Origin of the sequence: Acetobacter suratthaniensis (assembly GCF_017377745.1) — a bacterium.
GTDB classification, from domain to species: Bacteria; Pseudomonadota; Alphaproteobacteria; order Acetobacterales; family Acetobacteraceae; genus Acetobacter; species Acetobacter suratthaniensis.
Genome location: NZ_JAFVMG010000009.1, coordinates 23,393 through 41,036, shown reverse-complemented (window position 1 = coordinate 41,036; position 17,644 = coordinate 23,393). Strand labels below are relative to the sequence as shown.

The 17,644-nt window shown below is 65.1% G+C and carries 12 protein-coding genes; 8 read left to right on the top strand and 4 right to left on the bottom strand.

Annotated features, from left to right (window positions below; genetic code table 11):
• The first annotated feature begins 344 nt into the window (after positions 1-344).
• Positions 345-2,063, top strand: a complete 1,719-nt coding sequence (rpsA, locus tag J2D75_RS09410) for a 30S ribosomal protein S1 (RefSeq protein ID WP_207854576.1) — start codon at positions 345-347, stop codon at positions 2,061-2,063.
• A 165-nt stretch (positions 2,064-2,228) separates the two neighbouring features.
• Here rpsA and J2D75_RS09405 read toward each other — a convergent pair whose 3' ends face one another.
• Positions 2,229-4,040: a DUF885 domain-containing protein gene (locus J2D75_RS09405; RefSeq protein ID WP_243428650.1), complete on the bottom strand. Its 1,812-nt coding sequence runs from the start codon at positions 4,038-4,040 to the stop codon at positions 2,229-2,231.
• Positions 4,041-4,130: 90 nt separating this feature from the next.
• Entirely contained in the window at positions 4,131-4,796 is a 666-nt protein-coding gene (locus J2D75_RS09400) for an alpha/beta hydrolase (RefSeq protein WP_141375873.1), read from the bottom strand.
• Positions 4,797-5,180: 384 nt separating this feature from the next.
• On the opposite strand from J2D75_RS09400, the gene J2D75_RS09395 reads away from it, so the two are divergent.
• The 7 genes from J2D75_RS09395 to J2D75_RS09365 all read left to right on the top strand — a co-directional run bounded on the left by J2D75_RS09395 (position 5,181) and on the right by J2D75_RS09365 (position 13,302).
• Positions 5,181-6,344: a cysteine desulfurase family protein gene (locus J2D75_RS09395; RefSeq protein WP_207854575.1), complete on the top strand. Its 1,164-nt coding sequence runs from the start codon at positions 5,181-5,183 to the stop codon at positions 6,342-6,344.
• Positions 6,341-7,594 carry an aminotransferase class V-fold PLP-dependent enzyme gene (locus J2D75_RS09390; RefSeq protein WP_207854574.1) on the top strand — a complete coding sequence of 418 codons (1,254 nt, stop codon included), beginning with the start codon at positions 6,341-6,343 and terminating at the stop codon, positions 7,592-7,594. Before J2D75_RS09395 ends, J2D75_RS09390 begins: the two co-directional genes overlap by 4 nt.
• 45 nt (positions 7,595-7,639) lie before the next feature.
• Positions 7,640-7,954, top strand: coding sequence for a ferredoxin family 2Fe-2S iron-sulfur cluster binding protein (locus J2D75_RS09385; protein WP_207854573.1), 315 nt, complete (start codon positions 7,640-7,642; stop codon positions 7,952-7,954).
• A gap of 28 nt (positions 7,955-7,982) precedes the next feature.
• Positions 7,983-9,101 carry a tRNA 2-thiouridine(34) synthase MnmA gene (mnmA, locus tag J2D75_RS09380; RefSeq protein WP_207854572.1) on the top strand — a complete coding sequence of 373 codons (1,119 nt, stop codon included), beginning with the start codon at positions 7,983-7,985 and terminating at the stop codon, positions 9,099-9,101.
• Positions 9,094-9,765 carry a glutathione S-transferase gene (locus tag J2D75_RS09375; RefSeq protein ID WP_207854571.1) on the top strand — a complete coding sequence of 224 codons (672 nt, stop codon included), beginning with the start codon at positions 9,094-9,096 and terminating at the stop codon, positions 9,763-9,765. The genes mnmA and J2D75_RS09375 overlap by 8 nt, the downstream gene beginning before the upstream one ends.
• A gap of 28 nt (positions 9,766-9,793) precedes the next feature.
• Positions 9,794-10,933, top strand: a complete 1,140-nt coding sequence (locus tag J2D75_RS09370) for a glycosyltransferase family 4 protein (RefSeq protein ID WP_243428649.1) — start codon at positions 9,794-9,796, stop codon at positions 10,931-10,933.
• A gap of 143 nt (positions 10,934-11,076) precedes the next feature.
• Complete coding sequence (locus J2D75_RS09365; RefSeq protein WP_207854570.1) at positions 11,077-13,302, top strand: protein-disulfide reductase DsbD family protein; 2,226 nt, start codon at positions 11,077-11,079, stop codon at positions 13,300-13,302.
• A 68-nt stretch (positions 13,303-13,370) separates the two neighbouring features.
• Here the strand turns inward: J2D75_RS09365 and J2D75_RS14690 are convergent, their stop codons facing one another.
• A complete protein-coding gene (locus J2D75_RS14690; RefSeq protein ID WP_207854636.1) occupies positions 13,371-14,081 on the bottom strand; it encodes an RluA family pseudouridine synthase in 711 nt (236 codons plus the stop codon).
• A gap of 569 nt (positions 14,082-14,650) precedes the next feature.
• Positions 14,651-17,419, bottom strand: coding sequence for an FtsK/SpoIIIE family DNA translocase (locus tag J2D75_RS09355; protein WP_207854569.1), 2,769 nt, complete (start codon positions 17,417-17,419; stop codon positions 14,651-14,653).
• Positions 17,420-17,644: the final 225 nt, after the last annotated feature.

The window sequence follows — 17,644 nt, the reverse complement described above, 5'->3', positions numbered from 1 at the left end:
GGGCACCGGCCTGAACGCTCGGGCGGTTCTGGGTATTTCCCCCGCGCAGGACACGGGCTTTCAGCCTGTAGGCAGAAGCGGGGGCGAAGGAATGCCTCGCCCCCGCTTGTTTGAGTTGACAAACCCTGCCCGCGTGGTCTCTGTGCAATCATGGTTTGCCCGAATTGATACGGGCAGTCAGGGTCGGCCGCCTATGTGGCCGGCATGGACAAGGCCTGCAAGACAGCGGTGGGGGAAGGCTCCCGCCTGCTGGTCAGGCAAGACGTGCCGCGTGAAGCGGGGCGCAGGAACAGCCCGCCCGGCCCAGTATGGGTGCCGGTTCGGTGCAGGATTAACGGTTACACATGGCTTCAGCCACCCTTGATGCCACGGATCATTTCCGCGGCGAAGATTTTGCATCCCTTCTTGATGAAACCCTGGGCCGCGACACCGGCTTCGACGGGTCCGTTGTCCGTGGCCGTATCGTCCGTCTGACGGATGATTACGCGATCGTTGATGTCGGCCTGAAGAGCGAAGGCCGCGTGGCCCTGCGCGAATTCGCCCCCCCGGGCGTCAAGCCTGAAATCCAGCCCGGCGACGTGGTGGAACTGTATGTCGAACGGTACGAAGACCGTGACGGCAGCATCGTTCTGTCCCGCGAAAAGGCCCGCCGCGAGGAAGCCTGGACCAGCCTGGAAAAGGCGTTCGAGGCCAACCAGCGCGTGAACGGCACCATCTATGGTCGCGTCAAGGGCGGCTTTACGGTTGATCTGGGTGGCGCCATGGCGTTCCTGCCCGGCAGCCAGGTGGATATCCGCCCCGTGCGCGATGTCGGCCCGCTGATGGGTGTTCCCCAGCCTTTCCAGATCCTGAAAATGGATCGTGCGCGTGGCAACATCGTTGTGTCGCGTCGCGCCGTTCTGGAAGAAACCCGCGCCGAACAGCGCAGCGAGCTGATCCAGGGCCTGACCGAAGGCATGATCCTCGATGGCGTGGTCAAGAACATCACCGACTACGGCGCGTTCGTGGATCTGGGTGGCGTCGATGGCCTGCTGCATGTGACCGATATCGCATGGAAGCGCATCAACCACCCGTCCGAAGCCCTGCAGATCGGCCAGCCCGTGCGCGTGCAGGTGATCCGCTTCAACTCCGACACGCAGCGTATCTCGCTGGGTATGAAGCAGCTTGAAGCTGATCCGTGGGAGAACGTGGCGCTGAAGTACCCGCCGGGTGCGCGCTTCACGGGCCGCGTGACGAACATCACCGACTACGGCGCGTTCGTTGAGCTGGAGCCGGGCGTCGAAGGTCTGGTGCACGTCTCCGAAATGTCCTGGACGAAGAAGAACGTCCACCCCGGCAAGATCGTTGCGACCTCTCAGGAAGTGGACGTGATGGTTCTGGATGTGGACAGCGCCAAGCGCCGCATCTCTCTGGGCCTCAAGCAGGTTCAGCGCAACCCGTGGGAGCAGTTCGCCGAAGAGTACAAGGTCGGTTCGACCGTGGAAGGCGAAATCCGCAACATCACGGAATTCGGCCTGTTCATCGGCCTGTCCGCGGATATCGACGGCATGGTTCACATGTCCGACCTGTCTTGGGACGAAGCTGGCGAAGACGCCATGAAGCACTACGAAAAGGGCCAGGTCGTGAAGGCCAAGGTTCTGGACGTGGATGTCGAGAAAGAGCGCATCTCTCTCGGTATCAAGCAGCTTCAGGAAGACCCCGCAGCCGATGCCCTCGCGACCATCCAGAAGGGCGCCATCGTCACCTGCATCGTGACGGCTGTGCAGACCAACGGGATCGAAGTGAAGGTGGACGAAGTTCTGAGCGGCTTTATCCGCCGTGCGGAACTGGCTCGCGACAAGGCCGAGCAGCGCCCCGAGCGCTTCGCGGTTGGTGAGCGCGTGGATGCCAAGGTGGTGTCCGTTGACCGCGCCGCCCGCAAAGTGGCCCTGACCATCAAGGGCCGCGAGATGGAAGAAGACAAGCAGGCTATCAACGACTACGGCTCCGCTGACAGCGGCGCGTCCCTCGGTGATATTCTGGGTGCGGCGATCCGTCGTCGTAACACCGAAGGCGAAGGCTGATCCTGATCGGCTGGTGCCGGGGGCAACCCCGGCGCTGGCTGGTGCAGGCCAGTCTGGCTTGAGTGCAAAAAAGGCGTCGCGGTTTCCGCGACGCCTTTTTTCATGGCCCGGTGCACGGGCTACCCCCCGTGCAGAGGCAGCCCTGCGGCCCGCAAGGGGTTAGGGTTACAGGGCCGGGCCGTCATGGCCGGTCATTTCCCGGCGGATAAAACGCATGGGCACCAGCCCACGGCTGAGCAGGCCATCATGGAAGGCCCGTAGCGAAAAGTCCTTTCCGGCGGTTTTCTGCATATCCGCGCGCAGGTGCAGGATCATCAGCTTGCCTAGCAGATAGGCGTAATAGCCGGGGTCCATCGTACCCCGGCGGGCTTCCTTGTAGGCGGCATCGGGGCTTTGGTAGCATTCGTGCTGCATCAGGGCGGTGGCGTCCTGCACACTCATGTTCTGGGTATGCAGGCCAAAGGCCACCAGAAAGCGGCAGTCACGCAGCAGGGCGTCCTGTAGCTGGGCCAGATGCAGGCGTGGCGTAGCACCATGAAAGCCCTGCTCCACCATCATCTGCTCCACATAATGCGCCCAGCCTTCGGTTGTGGCGTAAGACTGAGCGCTTTTGCGGGTGAGCGACCATTGCGGGTTGGCCCGCAGATATAGCCCCTGCACAAAATGCCCCGGCATGGCCTCGTGTACGGTGGTGTTGAGCATGGTGGGGGTGTTGGCATCCCCCATTGCCGCCTCAATACTCTCGGGGTTTGCGCCCAGTGTTATGGGGGTGATGTAGTAATAGGATGTTGTCGCCACGCGCTCGAACGGGCCGGGCCAGTCGGTGGCGGCGGTAATGAGCGAACGCTCGAAGGAGGGCGTGCTGGTGACGATCGGCAGCGTCATGGCCGGGAGTGTCACCAGCTTGTGCGCCACGACAAAACGCTGGGCATCGACCAACTGGTTCTGAACCAGAGGGATCAGCCCATCAGGAAAGGTGTGGTCGCGGCGCAGGTTGTCCAGCGCGCGTTCGGGGTGCAGCGGATTGACGGCGCGTGCGGCATCATCAAGGGCGGCCTGATCGTGGCGGAGCTGGTCGCGGCCTGCGGCTACCACCTGATCAAGCGGGCTCTGCACGCCTTCGGTGGCCAGCATGGCGCTGAGCGTGTCAGCCCCCAGAGCGAAGGTGCCATCGGGTTTGAGCGTGCCAAGATAACGCTGATAGGCGTTCAGGGCGGCCAGCGCGCTTTTCGTGCTGGCCCGCAGTTCGGCCCGCGCCTTGCGGTCGGGAATGGTGTCAAAAACGGCGGGAATAACCTGTTCCACGAAGCTGAGTGCTCCGGTCAGATCTTCCTGTGCGATTTCAATAAAAATGTCGGGCACATGCGTCAGCTGTGCCTCGCCGGTTGCCAGCAGGCCCGGAATCTGGCGCTCACGTGCAATGACGGCGCGCAGACGGTCGGCGGCGGGGGCGAAGTTTCTGTCCACCAGACTGTAAAGTCCGTCCGTGGCCAGAGAGATATAAAAATCCGGGTTATGGAGAAAGGGCTGAACCTGTTCGTTTTCGATCAGGCTGAGGTCAATTTCCCCCAGCAGGATGTCGCGGTCATCCTGCCTGTCGGGTGGCAGGGCAGAGACATCGAGCGCTGCCAGTGCCGTGCGTTCGGCATGCAGGCGGTCGGTGCGGGCGTTAATGGCCGCCAGGCTGGTATTGTCCAGCAGGCTGTCGGTGGTGTGGATGCCAAGCTGGGTCGCACTGACCGGGCTATCGGCCCATTCAGCCTGAAAATGGGCTTTTTCCAGCGAATCCAGTGTGGCGGGGCTATCGGCATGCGCCATGCCGGTTGCCAGCAGCACCAGTGCGCTGCCAGTCATCAGTCCGGCACGTATGTTGTGCAGAAGGCTGGCTCGCCCAGTGGGGGGCAGGATGGCAGGCCGGGGCGTGCGGGAAGGAACGGGGCGGTCTGCCCGGTTCGGTATCGTAATGTCTGAAAGCATGCAAAACCCGGCACGGGCAGGTGGCGGCGGCCACGCGCCGCCAGCGTCACCCGGCGGAAAGCCGGGTGAGGAGATGGGCCAGAGGCAAGCCTAGTCGGCGGCCAGCGGCATGTTCAGTGCGCTCATGGCACGGGTAACGTGGTCTTCCATGGCGTTGGTGATTTTGTCTACCTGCTTGGCGAAGATGTGATCCGCCTCGGGGAAAACGCGGTAATCCACCTCAACACCTTTTTGGGTGTTCAGCTTGTCCACCAGCTTGTGGATGGCAGGCTCGGGGGCGAGTTCGTCTTTGCCGCCAGCAATCATCAGCCCGCCACACGGACAGGGTGCGAGAAAGCCGAAATCGTAATGGGCGGCAGGTGGCGCAATGCTGATCCAGCCGGTGATTTCGGGCCTGCGCATCAGAAGCTGCATACCCACGAACGCCCCGAAGGAATATCCCGCAATCCACAGACCGCTAGCGTTGGGGTTGACCATCTGCATCCAGTCCAGAGCGGCGGCGGCGTCTGAAATTTCGCCGATACCGCCGTCAAACCGGCCTTGAGAACGCCCGACTCCGCGCGAATTGTACCGCATGACCGAGAAACCCATTTTCTCGAACGACCGGTAAAGCGCGTAGGTAATGCGGTTGTTCATGGTGCCGCCGTGCAGCGGGTGTGGGTGCAGCACGAGGGCAAGCGGGGCGTTGGGCTCGTTGGAGTGGTGGTAGCGCCCTTCAAGACGCCCGTCCGGGCCGGCAAACATAACCTCTGGCATGTAGGTTCCGCTTGATCATGGGAACACGCCCGGGGGCATGGCGTGTCCAGGTTTGATAACTGTCCGTGCGGGGAGCGATGCCACGCTCCGTGCCCGGACATGCGGGCCGTGGCCCGCGGGCAGGTCTGTTCAGCGCGGGTCTTTTACAGTCAGGACGTATGTTCTACGTTTCCTGGCATTGACCTTGCGCGCGGGGCAGGCATAATCCATCCGTGCCATGATCTGTATGGCATGGTGCCTGATTAGGTTCCTGATCTGTCGGACAGGCAATGCCCCGTGGTGCTGACCATGTGGCTTCTATAGCGGCTGTGTGGTTCGTATTTCCACATAAATCGTGATAATAGCTGTCTTGCGTCCCCAGCAGAATAGTGCGGAAAGCTTTCCATGCCCCCTTCACCCGATGATGGTGCGGCCCATGCCGTCTATCTAGACGCCAACGCCACCGAGCCTTTGCGCCCATCCGCCGCTGCCGCCATGCTGGAGGCGGCGGGCCTGACGGGCAACCCGTCTTCTGTTCATGCACAGGGCCGCAGGGCGCGCGCCCTGCTGGAGGAGGCACGTGCGGTGGTGGCCCGCAGGCTCGATGCCGATCTGCTTAACTGCGTTTTTACATCAGGCGGGACAGAAGCCAACGTATTGGCCCTGCACGGTTTTGCGCCGGGGCGGCGTGTGCTGGTGGGGCGCACGGAGCATGATGCCGTGCGCATGGGCGTGCCTGAAGGGGCGGCGCTGGAATGGCTGGAGGTGGATGCTTTCGGGCAGGTTCGGCTTGATCTGCTGGAAGAAACGCTGGCTCGCCCCCACGCCCTACCTGCGCTGGTGTGCCTGATGCTGGCCAATAACGAAACCGGCGTGCTGCACCCCATGGCCGAGGTGGCGCGGCTCTGTGCGCGGTATGGCGCGCACCTGCATGGCGATGCGGTGCAGGCTGTCGGGCGTATGGATGTGGCGCTGCATGCAGGCGGTTTTGGCAGTCTTGCGTGTTCGGGGCACAAGCTGGGTGGCCCCAAGGGAGCGGGGGCGCTGCTGCTGGCCGGGCCTGCGCCGCGTGCGCTGTCGCCACTTTTCGTGGGCGGTGGGCAGGAGCAGGGGCGGCGTGGCGGCACGCAGGCCCTCCCCGCGATTGCAGGCATGGCCCGCGCATTGGAAGAGGCGCTGGATACCCAGCCCCACCACGCCCCCCTGCGCGATGCGCTGGAGCGGGCCGCATGTGCCGCGGGGGCCGTTGTCTGTGGTGCCGGAGCGCCCCGGCTGGCCAATACAAGCTGTCTGGCGCTGCCGGGCCTGCGTGCGCAGGGGCAGCTCATGCGGCTTGATCTGGAAGGATTCTGCGTGTCGGCCGGGTCTGCCTGTTCATCGGGCAAGGTTGCGTCTTCGCATGTGCTGGAGGCCATGGGGCTGGAGGAACTGGCGGGGCAGGCCATCCGTGTTTCTCTGCCATGGTCTGTCAGGGCGGAAGATGTTGAACGGTTTACCGCCACCTATGTGCGGCTGGCCGCAGGTCGGACAGGGGGCGGAGCCATATCCGTGGCCGGAGGTCTGGTGTGAGCACGCTGTATTTCGATCATGCCGCCACCACCCCATGCGACCCGCGTGTGCGGGCCGTGCTGGCCCATGCGCTGGAGGCGGAAAATGCCAACCCGCATAGCAATGCCCATGCCAGTGGCCGGGCCGCGGCGGCTATGGTGGAGCAGGCGCGGGCCGATGTAGCAGCCCTGATTGGCGCGGAGCCGCGCGAGATCGTGTTCACATCCGGGGCGACCGAGGCCAATAATCTGGCCATCAAGGGGGCCGCGCGGCATCTGGCTGCACGCGGTTCGGAGCGGCGGCGGGTGATGACCGTGGCCACCGAACATAAATGCGTGCTGCAAAGTGTGCTGGATCTGGCGCGAGAGGGGTTTGAGCCGGTGATCCTGCCCGTGGATGGACAGGGCCAGCTTGACCCTGCGGTGCTGGCGCGTGCCCTTGAGGTGCCTACGGCGCTGGTTTCCATCGCGGCTGCCAATAACGAAACCGGCGTATTGCAGGATCTGGCCACGCTCGGGCCGCTGGTGGAGGCGGCGGGGGCGCTGCTCCATTCCGATCTGGCGCAGGCGGCAGGCAAGATCGCACTGGATGTGCGGCAGTTGCCTCTGGCTCTGGCTTCTATTTCCGCTCACAAAATGTATGGCCCCAAGGGTGTGGGCGCACTGTTCATGCGCCACCGGCCACGCGTGCGGGTGGAGCCGCTGTTTTCAGGGGGCGGGCAGGAGCGGGGTGCGCGCTCGGGTACATTGCCGGGCTTTCTGCTGGCCGGGTTTGGCGAGGCCTGCCGGATCGCGGTGGTGGAACAGGCGCGCGATGCGCGGCATCTGGCCGAACTTCAGCAGGTGTTCATGACGCGGCTGGATACGGTTCTGCCCGGCTGTGTCCTGAACGCCGCACAGGCCGAGCGTCTGCCGGGCATTTTCAGTGTGCGTCTGCCCGCAGGCCTGCGGGCAATGGACGTGCTGGCCGCCATGCCAGACCCCGCCTGCCCAACCCCGGCGGCAAAAGCCGAGGAAAAACAGCAGGGTAATGAGGCGGACTGTCTGGAAGCCTCGCTTGGTTCGGCCTGTTCCTCGGCGGAGCTGGCGCCGTCCTATGTGCTGGAGGCCATGGGTCTGAGCCGCGATGAGGCCGCAAGGAGCTTGCGTCTGTCCCCCGGACGTTTTACCTCAGCCGCCGAAGCGTTGCGCGCGGCGGACAGTCTCGCGCGTGTGGCTGTCCGGGTTCGGGACGGCGGCGCGACCATGAAAGCCGGGGCCAGCGTAGCCTGAGCGCTTTTTTGGTCTGTAAAATTCTTACTGGCAGGACGGATACCAATGCCCCAGATGACGTTTGTTGAACAGGACGGGACGGAACACACGGTCGATGCGCCGGTGGGCCTGTCAGTGCTGGAAATCGCCCACAAGCACGATATTGATATTGAAGGCGCGTGCGAGGGCTCCCTGGCCTGTGCCACCTGTCATGTCGTGGTTGATCCTGCCTGGGCTGAAAAACTGTCCACCCCGACGGATGATGAGGAAGATATGCTCGACCTCGCCTTCGGTCTGGAAAAAACATCCCGCCTTGGCTGCCAGATCGTCATGACCGACGCGCTGGATGGTCTGGTGGTGCGTCTGCCCCGCAAGGGCTGAACAAGAAATAAGGGGGTAGAAAGCGTCCATGCGCGTTCTTGTAGCCATGTCCGGGGGGGTGGACAGTTCCGTGGTGGCCGCCCGCCTTTTGGAGGAGGGCCATGAGGTCGTGGGCGCGACCCTGCAACTGTACGACTCGCGCGCCCCGGCCAAAAAAGGGGCGTGCTGTGCGGGGCAGGACATCCGCGATGCGCGGGCCGTGGCCGACAGGCTGGGCTTCCCCCATTATGTTATCGATGCCGAGCAGCGCTTTACCAGCAGCGTGATCGAGCGTTTTGCCGATGCGTACGCGCAGGGTGAAACGCCAGTCCCCTGTGTGGCCTGCAATCAGGGCGTGAAGTTTACCGATCTTTTGGGTCTCGCGCGTGAAATTGGTGCGCAGGCCATGGCGACGGGCCATTACGTGCGCCGGATCGAAGGCCCGCAGGGTGCCGAGCTACACCGCCCGGTCGATGCCGAGCGCGACCAGAGCTGGTTCCTGTTTGCCACCACGCGCGAGCAGCTTGAGTTCCTGCGCTTTCCGCTGGGCGATATGCCCGACAAGGCAGCCGTTCGCCGCGAGGCGGAGCGTTTCGGTCTGGTGGTGGCGGGCAAGCCCGATAGTCAGGACCTGTGCTTTGTAACCGATGGCTCTTATGTCGATCTGGTCGAGCGCATGCACCCTGAAATGGCCGGGCCGGGCGAAATTGTTGACCGTCAGGGCCGCGTGGTGGGCCAGCATGAAGGCGTGATGCGCTTTACCGTGGGCCAGAGCAAGCGGCTGGGTAACGCCGCGCGACTGGAAGGCGAGCGCCAGATGGTGGTGGGCGTGGAACCGGCGCGCAGGCGGGTGATTATCGGCCCCCGCGCACAGGCCAGCGTGCAGGAACTGCTGGTGCGGGATGTAAACTGGCTGGTGGACGCCCCGCCTGAAGGGCTGGCCTGCCGGGTGCAGATGCGTGCGCGCGAAATCCCCCGCCCCGCCCATGTGGTGCCAACACCCGATGGGGCGCGCGTGCTGCTGGAAGAACCGGCCATGCCCGCTCCCGGTCAGGCCTGTGTGTTCTATCAGGGCAGCCGTATTCTGGGGGGTGGTTTTATCCGCCGGGCGGAGCCGCAGGGCGATCAGGCTCCGGCACGGGCGGAGGGAGAAAAAACACATGGCTGACGGACGTCTGGTAATCGGCACGCGGCGGTATTCCTCATGGTCGCTGCGTGGATGGCTTCCCGTGCGGTTGGCCGGTCTGGATGTAGAGATACAGGCCCTGCGGCTGGCCGGTGGCGGCAAGACAGTGGCCCTTAAAACGCTTTCGCCCAATGGGTGTGCGCCTTACCTTGAGCATAAGGGCATTGCGGTGTGGGACTCGCTCGCCATTGCCGAATACTGCGCTGAACTGGCCCCCGCTTTGTGGCCGCAGGCCCGCGCGGCCCGTGCTCATGCGCGCTCCATTACGGCGGAAATGCATGCGGGTTTCCGGGCTGTGCGTTCGGCCCTGCCCATGAATCTGGGCCGGGTCAACCGGCCGCTGGCCGCCGGTCTTGAGGAAGACACCCTGCGCGATATTGCACGGATTGACGCTATCTGGACGGATACGCGCAACCGCTTCGGGGCGGAGGGGCCGTATCTGTTCGGGGCGACCTTCTGCAATGCCGATGCGGCGTTCGCGCCCGTGGTCAGCCGCTTTGCCTCTTATGCGGTGCCGTGCCTGTCGGATGTATCGCACGCCTATATGCGCGCGGTGCAGGAGCATGCGCTCATGCGCGAATGGGCGGCGGATGCCGCGCGCGAGCCGCAGGACTGGCAGCTTGAGATGTACGAATCCCTGAGCTGACCGGCGCAGGCACCGGCAGGGCAACAGCATGTCTGAAACACACGGGCCGGTCATGGCCGCAACGGGCCTGCGGGTCATGACGGTTCTCTCCCCGCGTGAGCGGTTTGCACCGGGTGAGTGCGGGGCTATCGGGCTACTGGTGCGGCGTCTGGCCGGGCCGGGCGAGGTGGTTGTGGGCACAGCCCCGCAGCATGCCTCTTTTGCCGGTGTGGCGTTCAGGCCCGTGCCGCCGGTGTTTTCATGGCGGGGTGGTCGGGTGCGCTACCGTAAAGGAGTGGCGCGGCTTATCCGCGAAAACCGCCCCGATCTGGTGGAGGTGCATAACCGGCCGGATCTCGCACTTGCTCTGCGCCGTTGCTTCCCCTCCCTGCCGGTCGTGCTGGTGCTGCATAACGATCCGTGCTCCATGCGCCGTGCGCGGCGGCCTGCCGAGCGTGAATATCTGGCCCGTGCCGTGGCGGTTGTGGCGGTATCGGAGTGGGTCAGGCAGCGTTTTGTCAGTCAGGGTGTGGGGGGCTGCGTGTCCATCCTGCCCAACAGCCTTGACCTTGAAGCCCTGCCCGCGCCCCTACCGCCCGAACAGCGCGAAAACCTGCTGCTGTTTGCCGGGCGCGTGGTGGCCGATAAAGGGGTGGATGCCTTTGTTGCCGCCTGCGCCGAGCTTCTGCCCCGGTACCCCGGCTGGCAGGCGCAGATTTTCGGCGCGGATGATTTTGGCGAGCAAACGCGTGAGACCCCGTTCCTGCGCGCCCTGCGCCCGCAGGCCCATGCCGCCGGTGTGGAGCTTGTGGGCTACCGCCCCCACGAGGCCGTGCTGGACGCCATGAGCCGTGCCGCCATTGTGGCGGCTCCCAGCCGGTGGGGTGAGCCATTTGGCATGGCAGCGCTTGAAGCGCTGGGCTGTGGTGCCGCCGTGCTGGTTTCGCCCAATGGCAATCTGCCCGAACTGGCCGGACAGGCCGCTGTCTATGCCGATCCTGATTCGCTGCCTGAACTGGTGGCCGGGCTTGAAAGCCTGATGACCGATGCCAGCCTGCGCGCCCGGCTTGGGCAGGCGGGCCAGAGCCGCGCCGCCCGTTTTGATTGCCGCACCATGCGCGCCATCCGCGCTGAACTGCATGCCGAGGTTGTGCGCGCATGGCCGGGCAAAGGTCTGTTCAGCGCCTGAGCCCTGTCGGGGGCAGCGGGGCTGTCTGGCCCTGTCCGGCTCGGGGGTGGAAAAGCCGCATGTCTGTGGTTGAACCGGATGTGCTAATCCGGCTTCATGGCGTTGTCTGCTTCGCCTGATTTCTCGCGTTACGGGATCCATTCATGCTGTTTGTGCCTCTGCTCCGTCTTTGCCGTGCCTCTGTGGTTTTGCCGGTTCTGCTGTCCATTCTGGTGGCAGGCATGCTGTCTGGTGCTGTCAGGGCGGCGGAAAGCTCTGCGGTTATTACCCCCCACACTGTTGCAACGCTGATAACAGGCACCGATACGGCGCAGGCTGGCAGCACCCTGCCCGTGGCGCTGCGCCTGCGGCTGCAACCGGGCTGGCACACCTACTGGCGCAATCCGGGCGATGCGGGTGAGCCGGTGGCCGTGCAGGTGCAGGCACAGGGCGCGCTGGTCGGGCAGGCGGATACAATTATCTGGCCTACGCCGCTGCGTATCCGTGCGGCGTCACTCATGTCCTATGCCTATATGGGTGATGTTGTTCTGCCGCTGTCTCTGCCGTTGGCGCCGCCACCGGGTCATGATGCGGGTGAGACGGTTGTAGTGCATGCCCATGCAAGCTGGCTTGTCTGCGCGGTGGTGTGCGTGCCTGAGGAGGCGGAGCTGTCGCTGTCGCTACCGCGTGCGGCGCCTGCTACGGGTGGGCAGGCGGCTTCAGCGCAGGCGGGGCTGTTTGCCAGTGCCGCGCGGGCTACGCCGGGGGTATCGCCTTATCAGGCTGCTCTGGGTACGGATGGCGTTATGCGACTGAGCGGGCCGGGACTGTCCGCGCAGACAGTGCGGGCGGCGTGGTTCATGGCCGATGAGCCGGGGCTGATAGACCCTGCGGCCCCGCAGAACGAGCGCGTGCAGGAGGGTGCGGTGCTGCTGCACCTCAAGCCGTTGCCCGATTTTACGCCCGGTCATGCCTTGTCCGGGGTGATGGTGCTGCAAAGCCCCACAGGGGTCGAACAGGCTGTGGCCCAGACAGTCAGCCGCACCGCAGGCCCGATTGAAGCGGCCGCAGGGGCCGCAGCCGGGGTGGAGCCTGTGCAGGGTGCTTTAACCGCCGCTATCGGGCAGGCGGGGGGGCATGGTTTTGCCCAGATCATGCGGCTGGCGGTGTTTGGTCTGTTAGGTGGGCTGGTGCTGAACCTCATGCCCTGCGTGTTTCCGGTGCTGGCCATGAAGGCGCTTTCGGTTGCGCGGCTGGGCCGGGCCGGGCGGCAGGCCCAGCTCTGGGGTGGGGCGGGTTATGCGCTGGGGGTGTTGGCAACGTTTATGGCGCTGGGTGGGGGCATGATGGCCCTGCGCGCAGGAGGCCGGGCCGCCGGGTGGGGGTTTCAGTTTCAGTCTCCGCTGTTTGTCACTTTTGTTACCTGGCTGCTGTTTGTCATGGCGCTGAACCTGCTTGGGGTGTTTTCTTTCCTGCCGTTTGCCATGCGTGCGCCCCGTCAGGCGCAGGGTGAAACAGCGGAGGCACGGCTGCGCTGGCATGATGTGCTGACCGGCGTGCTGGCCGTTCTGGTGGCGACACCCTGCACGGCACCGTTCATGGGGGTTGCGGTTGCGGGCGCACTGGCTGGCCCGCCAGTGGCCGGGCTTGTGGTGTTTGCCTTCATGGGGGTGGGGCTTGCAGCACCGCTGGTGCTGCTGATGCTCGCCCCCGGTATCGCGGGCTGGCTGCCACGCCCCGGCGGGTGGATGATTGCTCTGCGGCAGTCACTGGCTTTCCCGCTGCTGGGTACCTGTGTGTGGTTTGTCTGGGTGATTGTTATGGAAGGCGGTGGCCAGACCGTGCTGCCGGTCGGGGCGGGGCTGGTGTTTCTGGGCTTTGCCTGCTGGCTGTATGGCGTGGCGCAGGCCGAGCAGGCCCGCACCGGCCATTCGCGCGCACAGGCGGCATTACACGGGCTGGCGCTACTGGGCTTTCTGGCGGCTATGGCGCTGCTGCCCACCCTGCGTGCCCAGTCTGCCACGCAGGGTGCTGGTATGGCGCTGCCAGAAGGGGTGGAGGCGTTCACACCGGCCCGTTTTGCCGCCCTGCGTGCACAGGGCGAGCCTGTTTTTGTGGATATGACAGCCGCATGGTGCATGACCTGTCTTGTCAATGAACGGCTGGTGCTGGACACGCAGGCCACGCGCACATTATTTGCCCGGCGCGGTGTGCATGTGCTGCGCGGCGACTGGACCCGGCATGACCCGGCTATTACCGCTTTTCTGAGCGCGCATGGGCGCGATGGGGTGCCGCTTTACGTTTATGCCCCGGCGCACGGGGCCGAAACGGTGCTGCCGCAGGTGCTGACCCCCGGCATTCTTGCCCGCGCTCTTGATGGCGCGCCCTGACAGGGGGCGTACCGGGTGGGGGTATCCCCGCCCGGTCGTGTGTGTGTGTCTGCGGGTTGTTTTACTCTTTACTCTTGGTCGGGCTTCCAGCCGCAGGCCCGTAGGGCGCCCTGCATGGAGGCAGGTGGTGGTGCGGTAACCGTTACGACAGGCTCCAGCGGCAGGGACAGACCCTGCGCCAGCAGGTGCAGGCCCTGCGCGTCAGCCGTGCCATACAGGGTATCGCCCACAATCGGCCAGCCCATGGCGGCGCAATGCACGCGGGCCTGATGGGTACGCCCGCTCAGCAGGGTCAGTTCCAGCCAGCATAGTCCTTTGCCCCGGCCCAGAACCCGCCACAGGGTGGTGGCGGCGGTTTTGCCCGCATCAGCCGGTTTGGGCTTTGGCTCGGGGCGCATGTGCCAGCCGGTAGGGGTATTTTCGCGCACCAGAGGCAGGTCTATCCGCCCGGTTTCTTCCTTTGGGCCATTGCGCACGATAGCCCAGTAGGTCTTTTGCGCCGTGTGGTTGGCAAAGGCCTGCTGCATGGCCACAAGCGGCTGCTTGCGCAGGGCAATGGCCAGACAGCCTGCGGTATCGGCATCCAGACGGTGAACCAGCCAAGGCCCATCCGCTCGGCGTGAGAGCATGGGAAACCAGTCTTCCACACACAGACCACCCCGTGGGCCGGGATGCACCGGTAGCCCGGCCGGTTTGTTCACGATCACTACATGGCGATCCTGATACAGCACGGGCAGCGGTTCGGTTGGCACGGGCCGGGGCGGCGGGGCCGCAAGCATATCCTGTGTGGCCTGCCCGAGGGGAGTGCGGGCGGCTTTGTCGTGGCGGGGGTTGCCCGCATTGCGCGGGCCACGCGGCTTGGCCTGCGGTGTGCGGTTGCCCGGCCCGTTATGCCGTGTATCGGGGCGTGCTGCGGTACGGGTGCCGGAGCGGGTATTGGGTCGGCTGTCAGAGCGGGTGCCAGAGCGTGCATCGGGGCGTGTCTTGGCCCGTGCGCCGGAGGGGGCGCTGGTGCGGGCGTTGGGCCGCCCGCCTGCGCCCCGCCTTGTTTCGCCCCGTCTTGTCTCGCCCTGCTCGGACGCACCGCGTTCAGTCGGGGTGTAGTCTGCGGGGTTGTACTGCGTGCGTTCAGCCGTTGCGGCGCGTTGGGGGGTGTCCCGGCGCTGGCCGTGGGGCCGGGCGGTGCGGTGCGCGCCGTCCCTGTTGCCGCCATGACCGCCGCCGCGTGGCGTATCGTGCCCTTTATCCTGCGTCTGTTTTTGCGTTCTGGCATGCGCAGGTTTGGCGTGCGGTCTGGCGGTTGGTCTGGCCGATGGTTTGGCCGGTCTGCGTCCTGTAGGGGGCATGTTCAGTCCTCGCGGTTGGGGCCAACCAGCACCTTGCGGCGGCCCACGTGGTCGGCGCGGCTGATCACGCCTTCTTTTTCCATTTGTTCGATTAGCTTGGCAGCGCGGTTATAGCCAATGGAGAGATGGCGCTGAATGAAGGAGGTAGAGGCCTTGCCTTCCTGCGTGACGATGGATACGGCCTCCGTATACAGGTCGGCCTCGCCGTTTTCGCTGTTGTTGCCACGACCGCTGCCACCGCTTGCCGGGGCTTCATCCGCCGGTTCGGACAGCACGTCCTCGTCATAGACGGGTTCGCCCTGTTCTTTCAGGAAGCCGACAACCTGCTCCACCTCATGGTCGGCCACAAAAGGCCCATGCACGCGGGTAATGCGCCCGCCACCCTGCATGAACAGCATGTCACCCTGCCCCAGAAGCTGTTCAGCCCCCTGTTCACCCAGAATGGTGCGGCTGTCGAACTTGCTGATGACCTGAAACGAGATACGGGTGGGAAAATTGGCCTTGATGGTGCCGGTAATCACATCCACCGAGGGGCGCTGGGTGGCCATGATGACGTGAATGCCCGCCGCGCGTGCTTTTTGCGCCAGACGCTGCACGCAGGCGTCGATTTCCTTGCCTGCCGTCATCATCAGGTCGGCCATTTCGTCGATAATGACCACGATATACGGCATGGGGTTGAGCGAGACCGACTGTTCCTCGAACACCGGCGTGCCGGTTTCGGGGTCGAAGCCGGTCTGTACGCGGCGCACCACCACCTCGCCATCGGCCAGCGCCTCGGCCGCGCGGGCGTTGTAGCCCGCGATGTTACGCACCTGTAGATGCGCCATCGTGCGGTAGCGGCGATCCATTTCGCGCACGACCCATTTGAGGGCTTTCACCGCGTCAGGCGGGTCTGTCACCACCGGGGTCAGCAGATGGGGGATCCCGTCATAGATCGAGAGTTCGAGCACCTTGGGGTCGATCATGATCAGGCGGCACTCCTCGGGCGAGAAGCGGAACAGCAGCGACAGGATCATGGCGTTCACGCCCACGGACTTACCCGAACCCGTGGTGCCTGCCACCAGCAGGTGGGGCATGCGGGCAAGGTCGCTCAGCACGGCCTCGCCCGCGATATCCTTGCCCAGTGCCAACGGCAGTTGCCCGGCTTCCTGCTGCCATGAGGGCTGGTCGAGCAGTTCGGACAGATACACGGTCTCGCGCGTCTGGTTGGGGACTTCGATCCCCATCACATTGCGGCCCGGCACGGTGGCGATTCGGACACTCAGCACCGACAGCGAGCGCGCCACATCATCCGCCAGTCCGATAATGCGGGCCGAGCGGATGCCCGGAGCAGGTTCGAACTCATACAGCGTGACAACCGGGCCAGCGCTCATGCCCGTAATTTTTCCCTGCACGCCATAATCGGCCAGCGTCTGCTCCAGCAGCAGGGCGGTGGCGTTCAGCGCATCGGGCGAGGGGCCGAGGCGCGCATGGGCCGGAGCCGGGCGCAGGAGCGAGATGGGGGGGAGTTCCCAGCCGGTGCGGCGGCGTTCCGCGCCGGTGCGTCCGGCCTGACCGCCTGTGGTGGCGTTATCCGCTGTCTCGCGTTTGCCCGTGGCGAACAGCCGCCCCAGCAGGCCGTTGCGTGCGGGTTCAGCCTGTGTGGGGGCGGCCTGCGCCGCCGGGAGAGGCGCAGTGCCCGAGGGGCCACGCGCGAGAATGGGGGCGGGCGCTGTTTCCGCCTCGTCCTGCTCCGCATCGTTCATGGGCCTGTAGGGCGCAAGGTCGGTGGGGGATTGTACCGCCGGGGCCGAAGGGGGCTGCGCACTGTGGTGCAGAACAAGGGCTGTGCCACTTTCAGCAGGGGCGCTGTAGGCGGGGCGCTGGGCGCGCGGAATGGCGTAGGGGTCGTCCGGGTCGTCCAGTTCTTCGGCGGGGGCGCGGGTGGCGGCGAAGGCCGCCCCAGTGGGTGTTGTGCGCGTGGGCTGGGTGTAGGCGGGCTGCGCGTAGGGGTCTGGCCGGGTGGTGGGGGCCTGTGGTGCGGGCGGGTTATGGCGCGCTGCGGCATTGGAGGCCGCGCGGGTTGCAAGGCGTGCCAGCCGTAGGGGCAGGCGGCCCAGCAGGCTGGTTGCCCGCCACAAGGTCAGCCATTCCTCGCGCCGTAGGCCCGTACCCAGAGCCAGCAGCATGCAGGCCAGCAGCCCCCCCATGAGCCATACCACCATGCCCCCCGCCGGGCCGATAGCCGCCATACCGGCAGAGACCGCCGCCAGCGCTATGGAATGGCCAATGCCACCCCCAAGCCCGGCCTCGGATGGCCAGTGCGGAGTGGGCAGGGCGGTAAACAGTAGAGGAATGGCCGCCACCAGCGCGGCCGCCACCGGCAGCAGCCCCAGCACTGCCGCAGCCCGCAGGCCGAGCAGCGGCCAGGGTTCCAGCCCGCGCACGTGGTGCGCCATAAGCCGCCAGCCCCAGATCAGCAGTAGGCCAGCGGGCAGCAGCGCCCCCAGTCCAAGCCCCTGTAACAGCCCATCCGCCACGAAAGAGCCGGTCATGCCCAAAAGGTTGGTGGGCGGCTGGCCGGTAGCGGTATCAAACGACGGATCAGCCGGATTATAGCTGGCCAGCGCCACCAGCAGCACACAGGCCAGCCCGCACAGCAGCAGCCCGGCCGCTTCTTCCATGCGGCGGTGCAACGTGTTTTTGCGGGGCGGCGAAAATGAACGGTCCTGTGCGGGTGGGCTTGTGCGCGCCAATGATACGGGTTCCTGCGTCTGGAGGTGGGCAAACATACCCGTGTGAAAACTTTGACAGTGTCCTGAACTTCTTAGCAGTCCTGCCCGTTCAATGTGAACCGCCATCCGTGCCGGTGAAGATAGTGTGACAGATAAACGTAACCTCTGGGCTAACAGCAGCGGCGGAAGATGGTATGCAGGGTAAAACTGGGGTCTACGGTTTGTGGAGGCATGCGTTTTTGCAGCACCCGCGTAAGGCTTTCTTGTGGCAAGGTGGCCGGA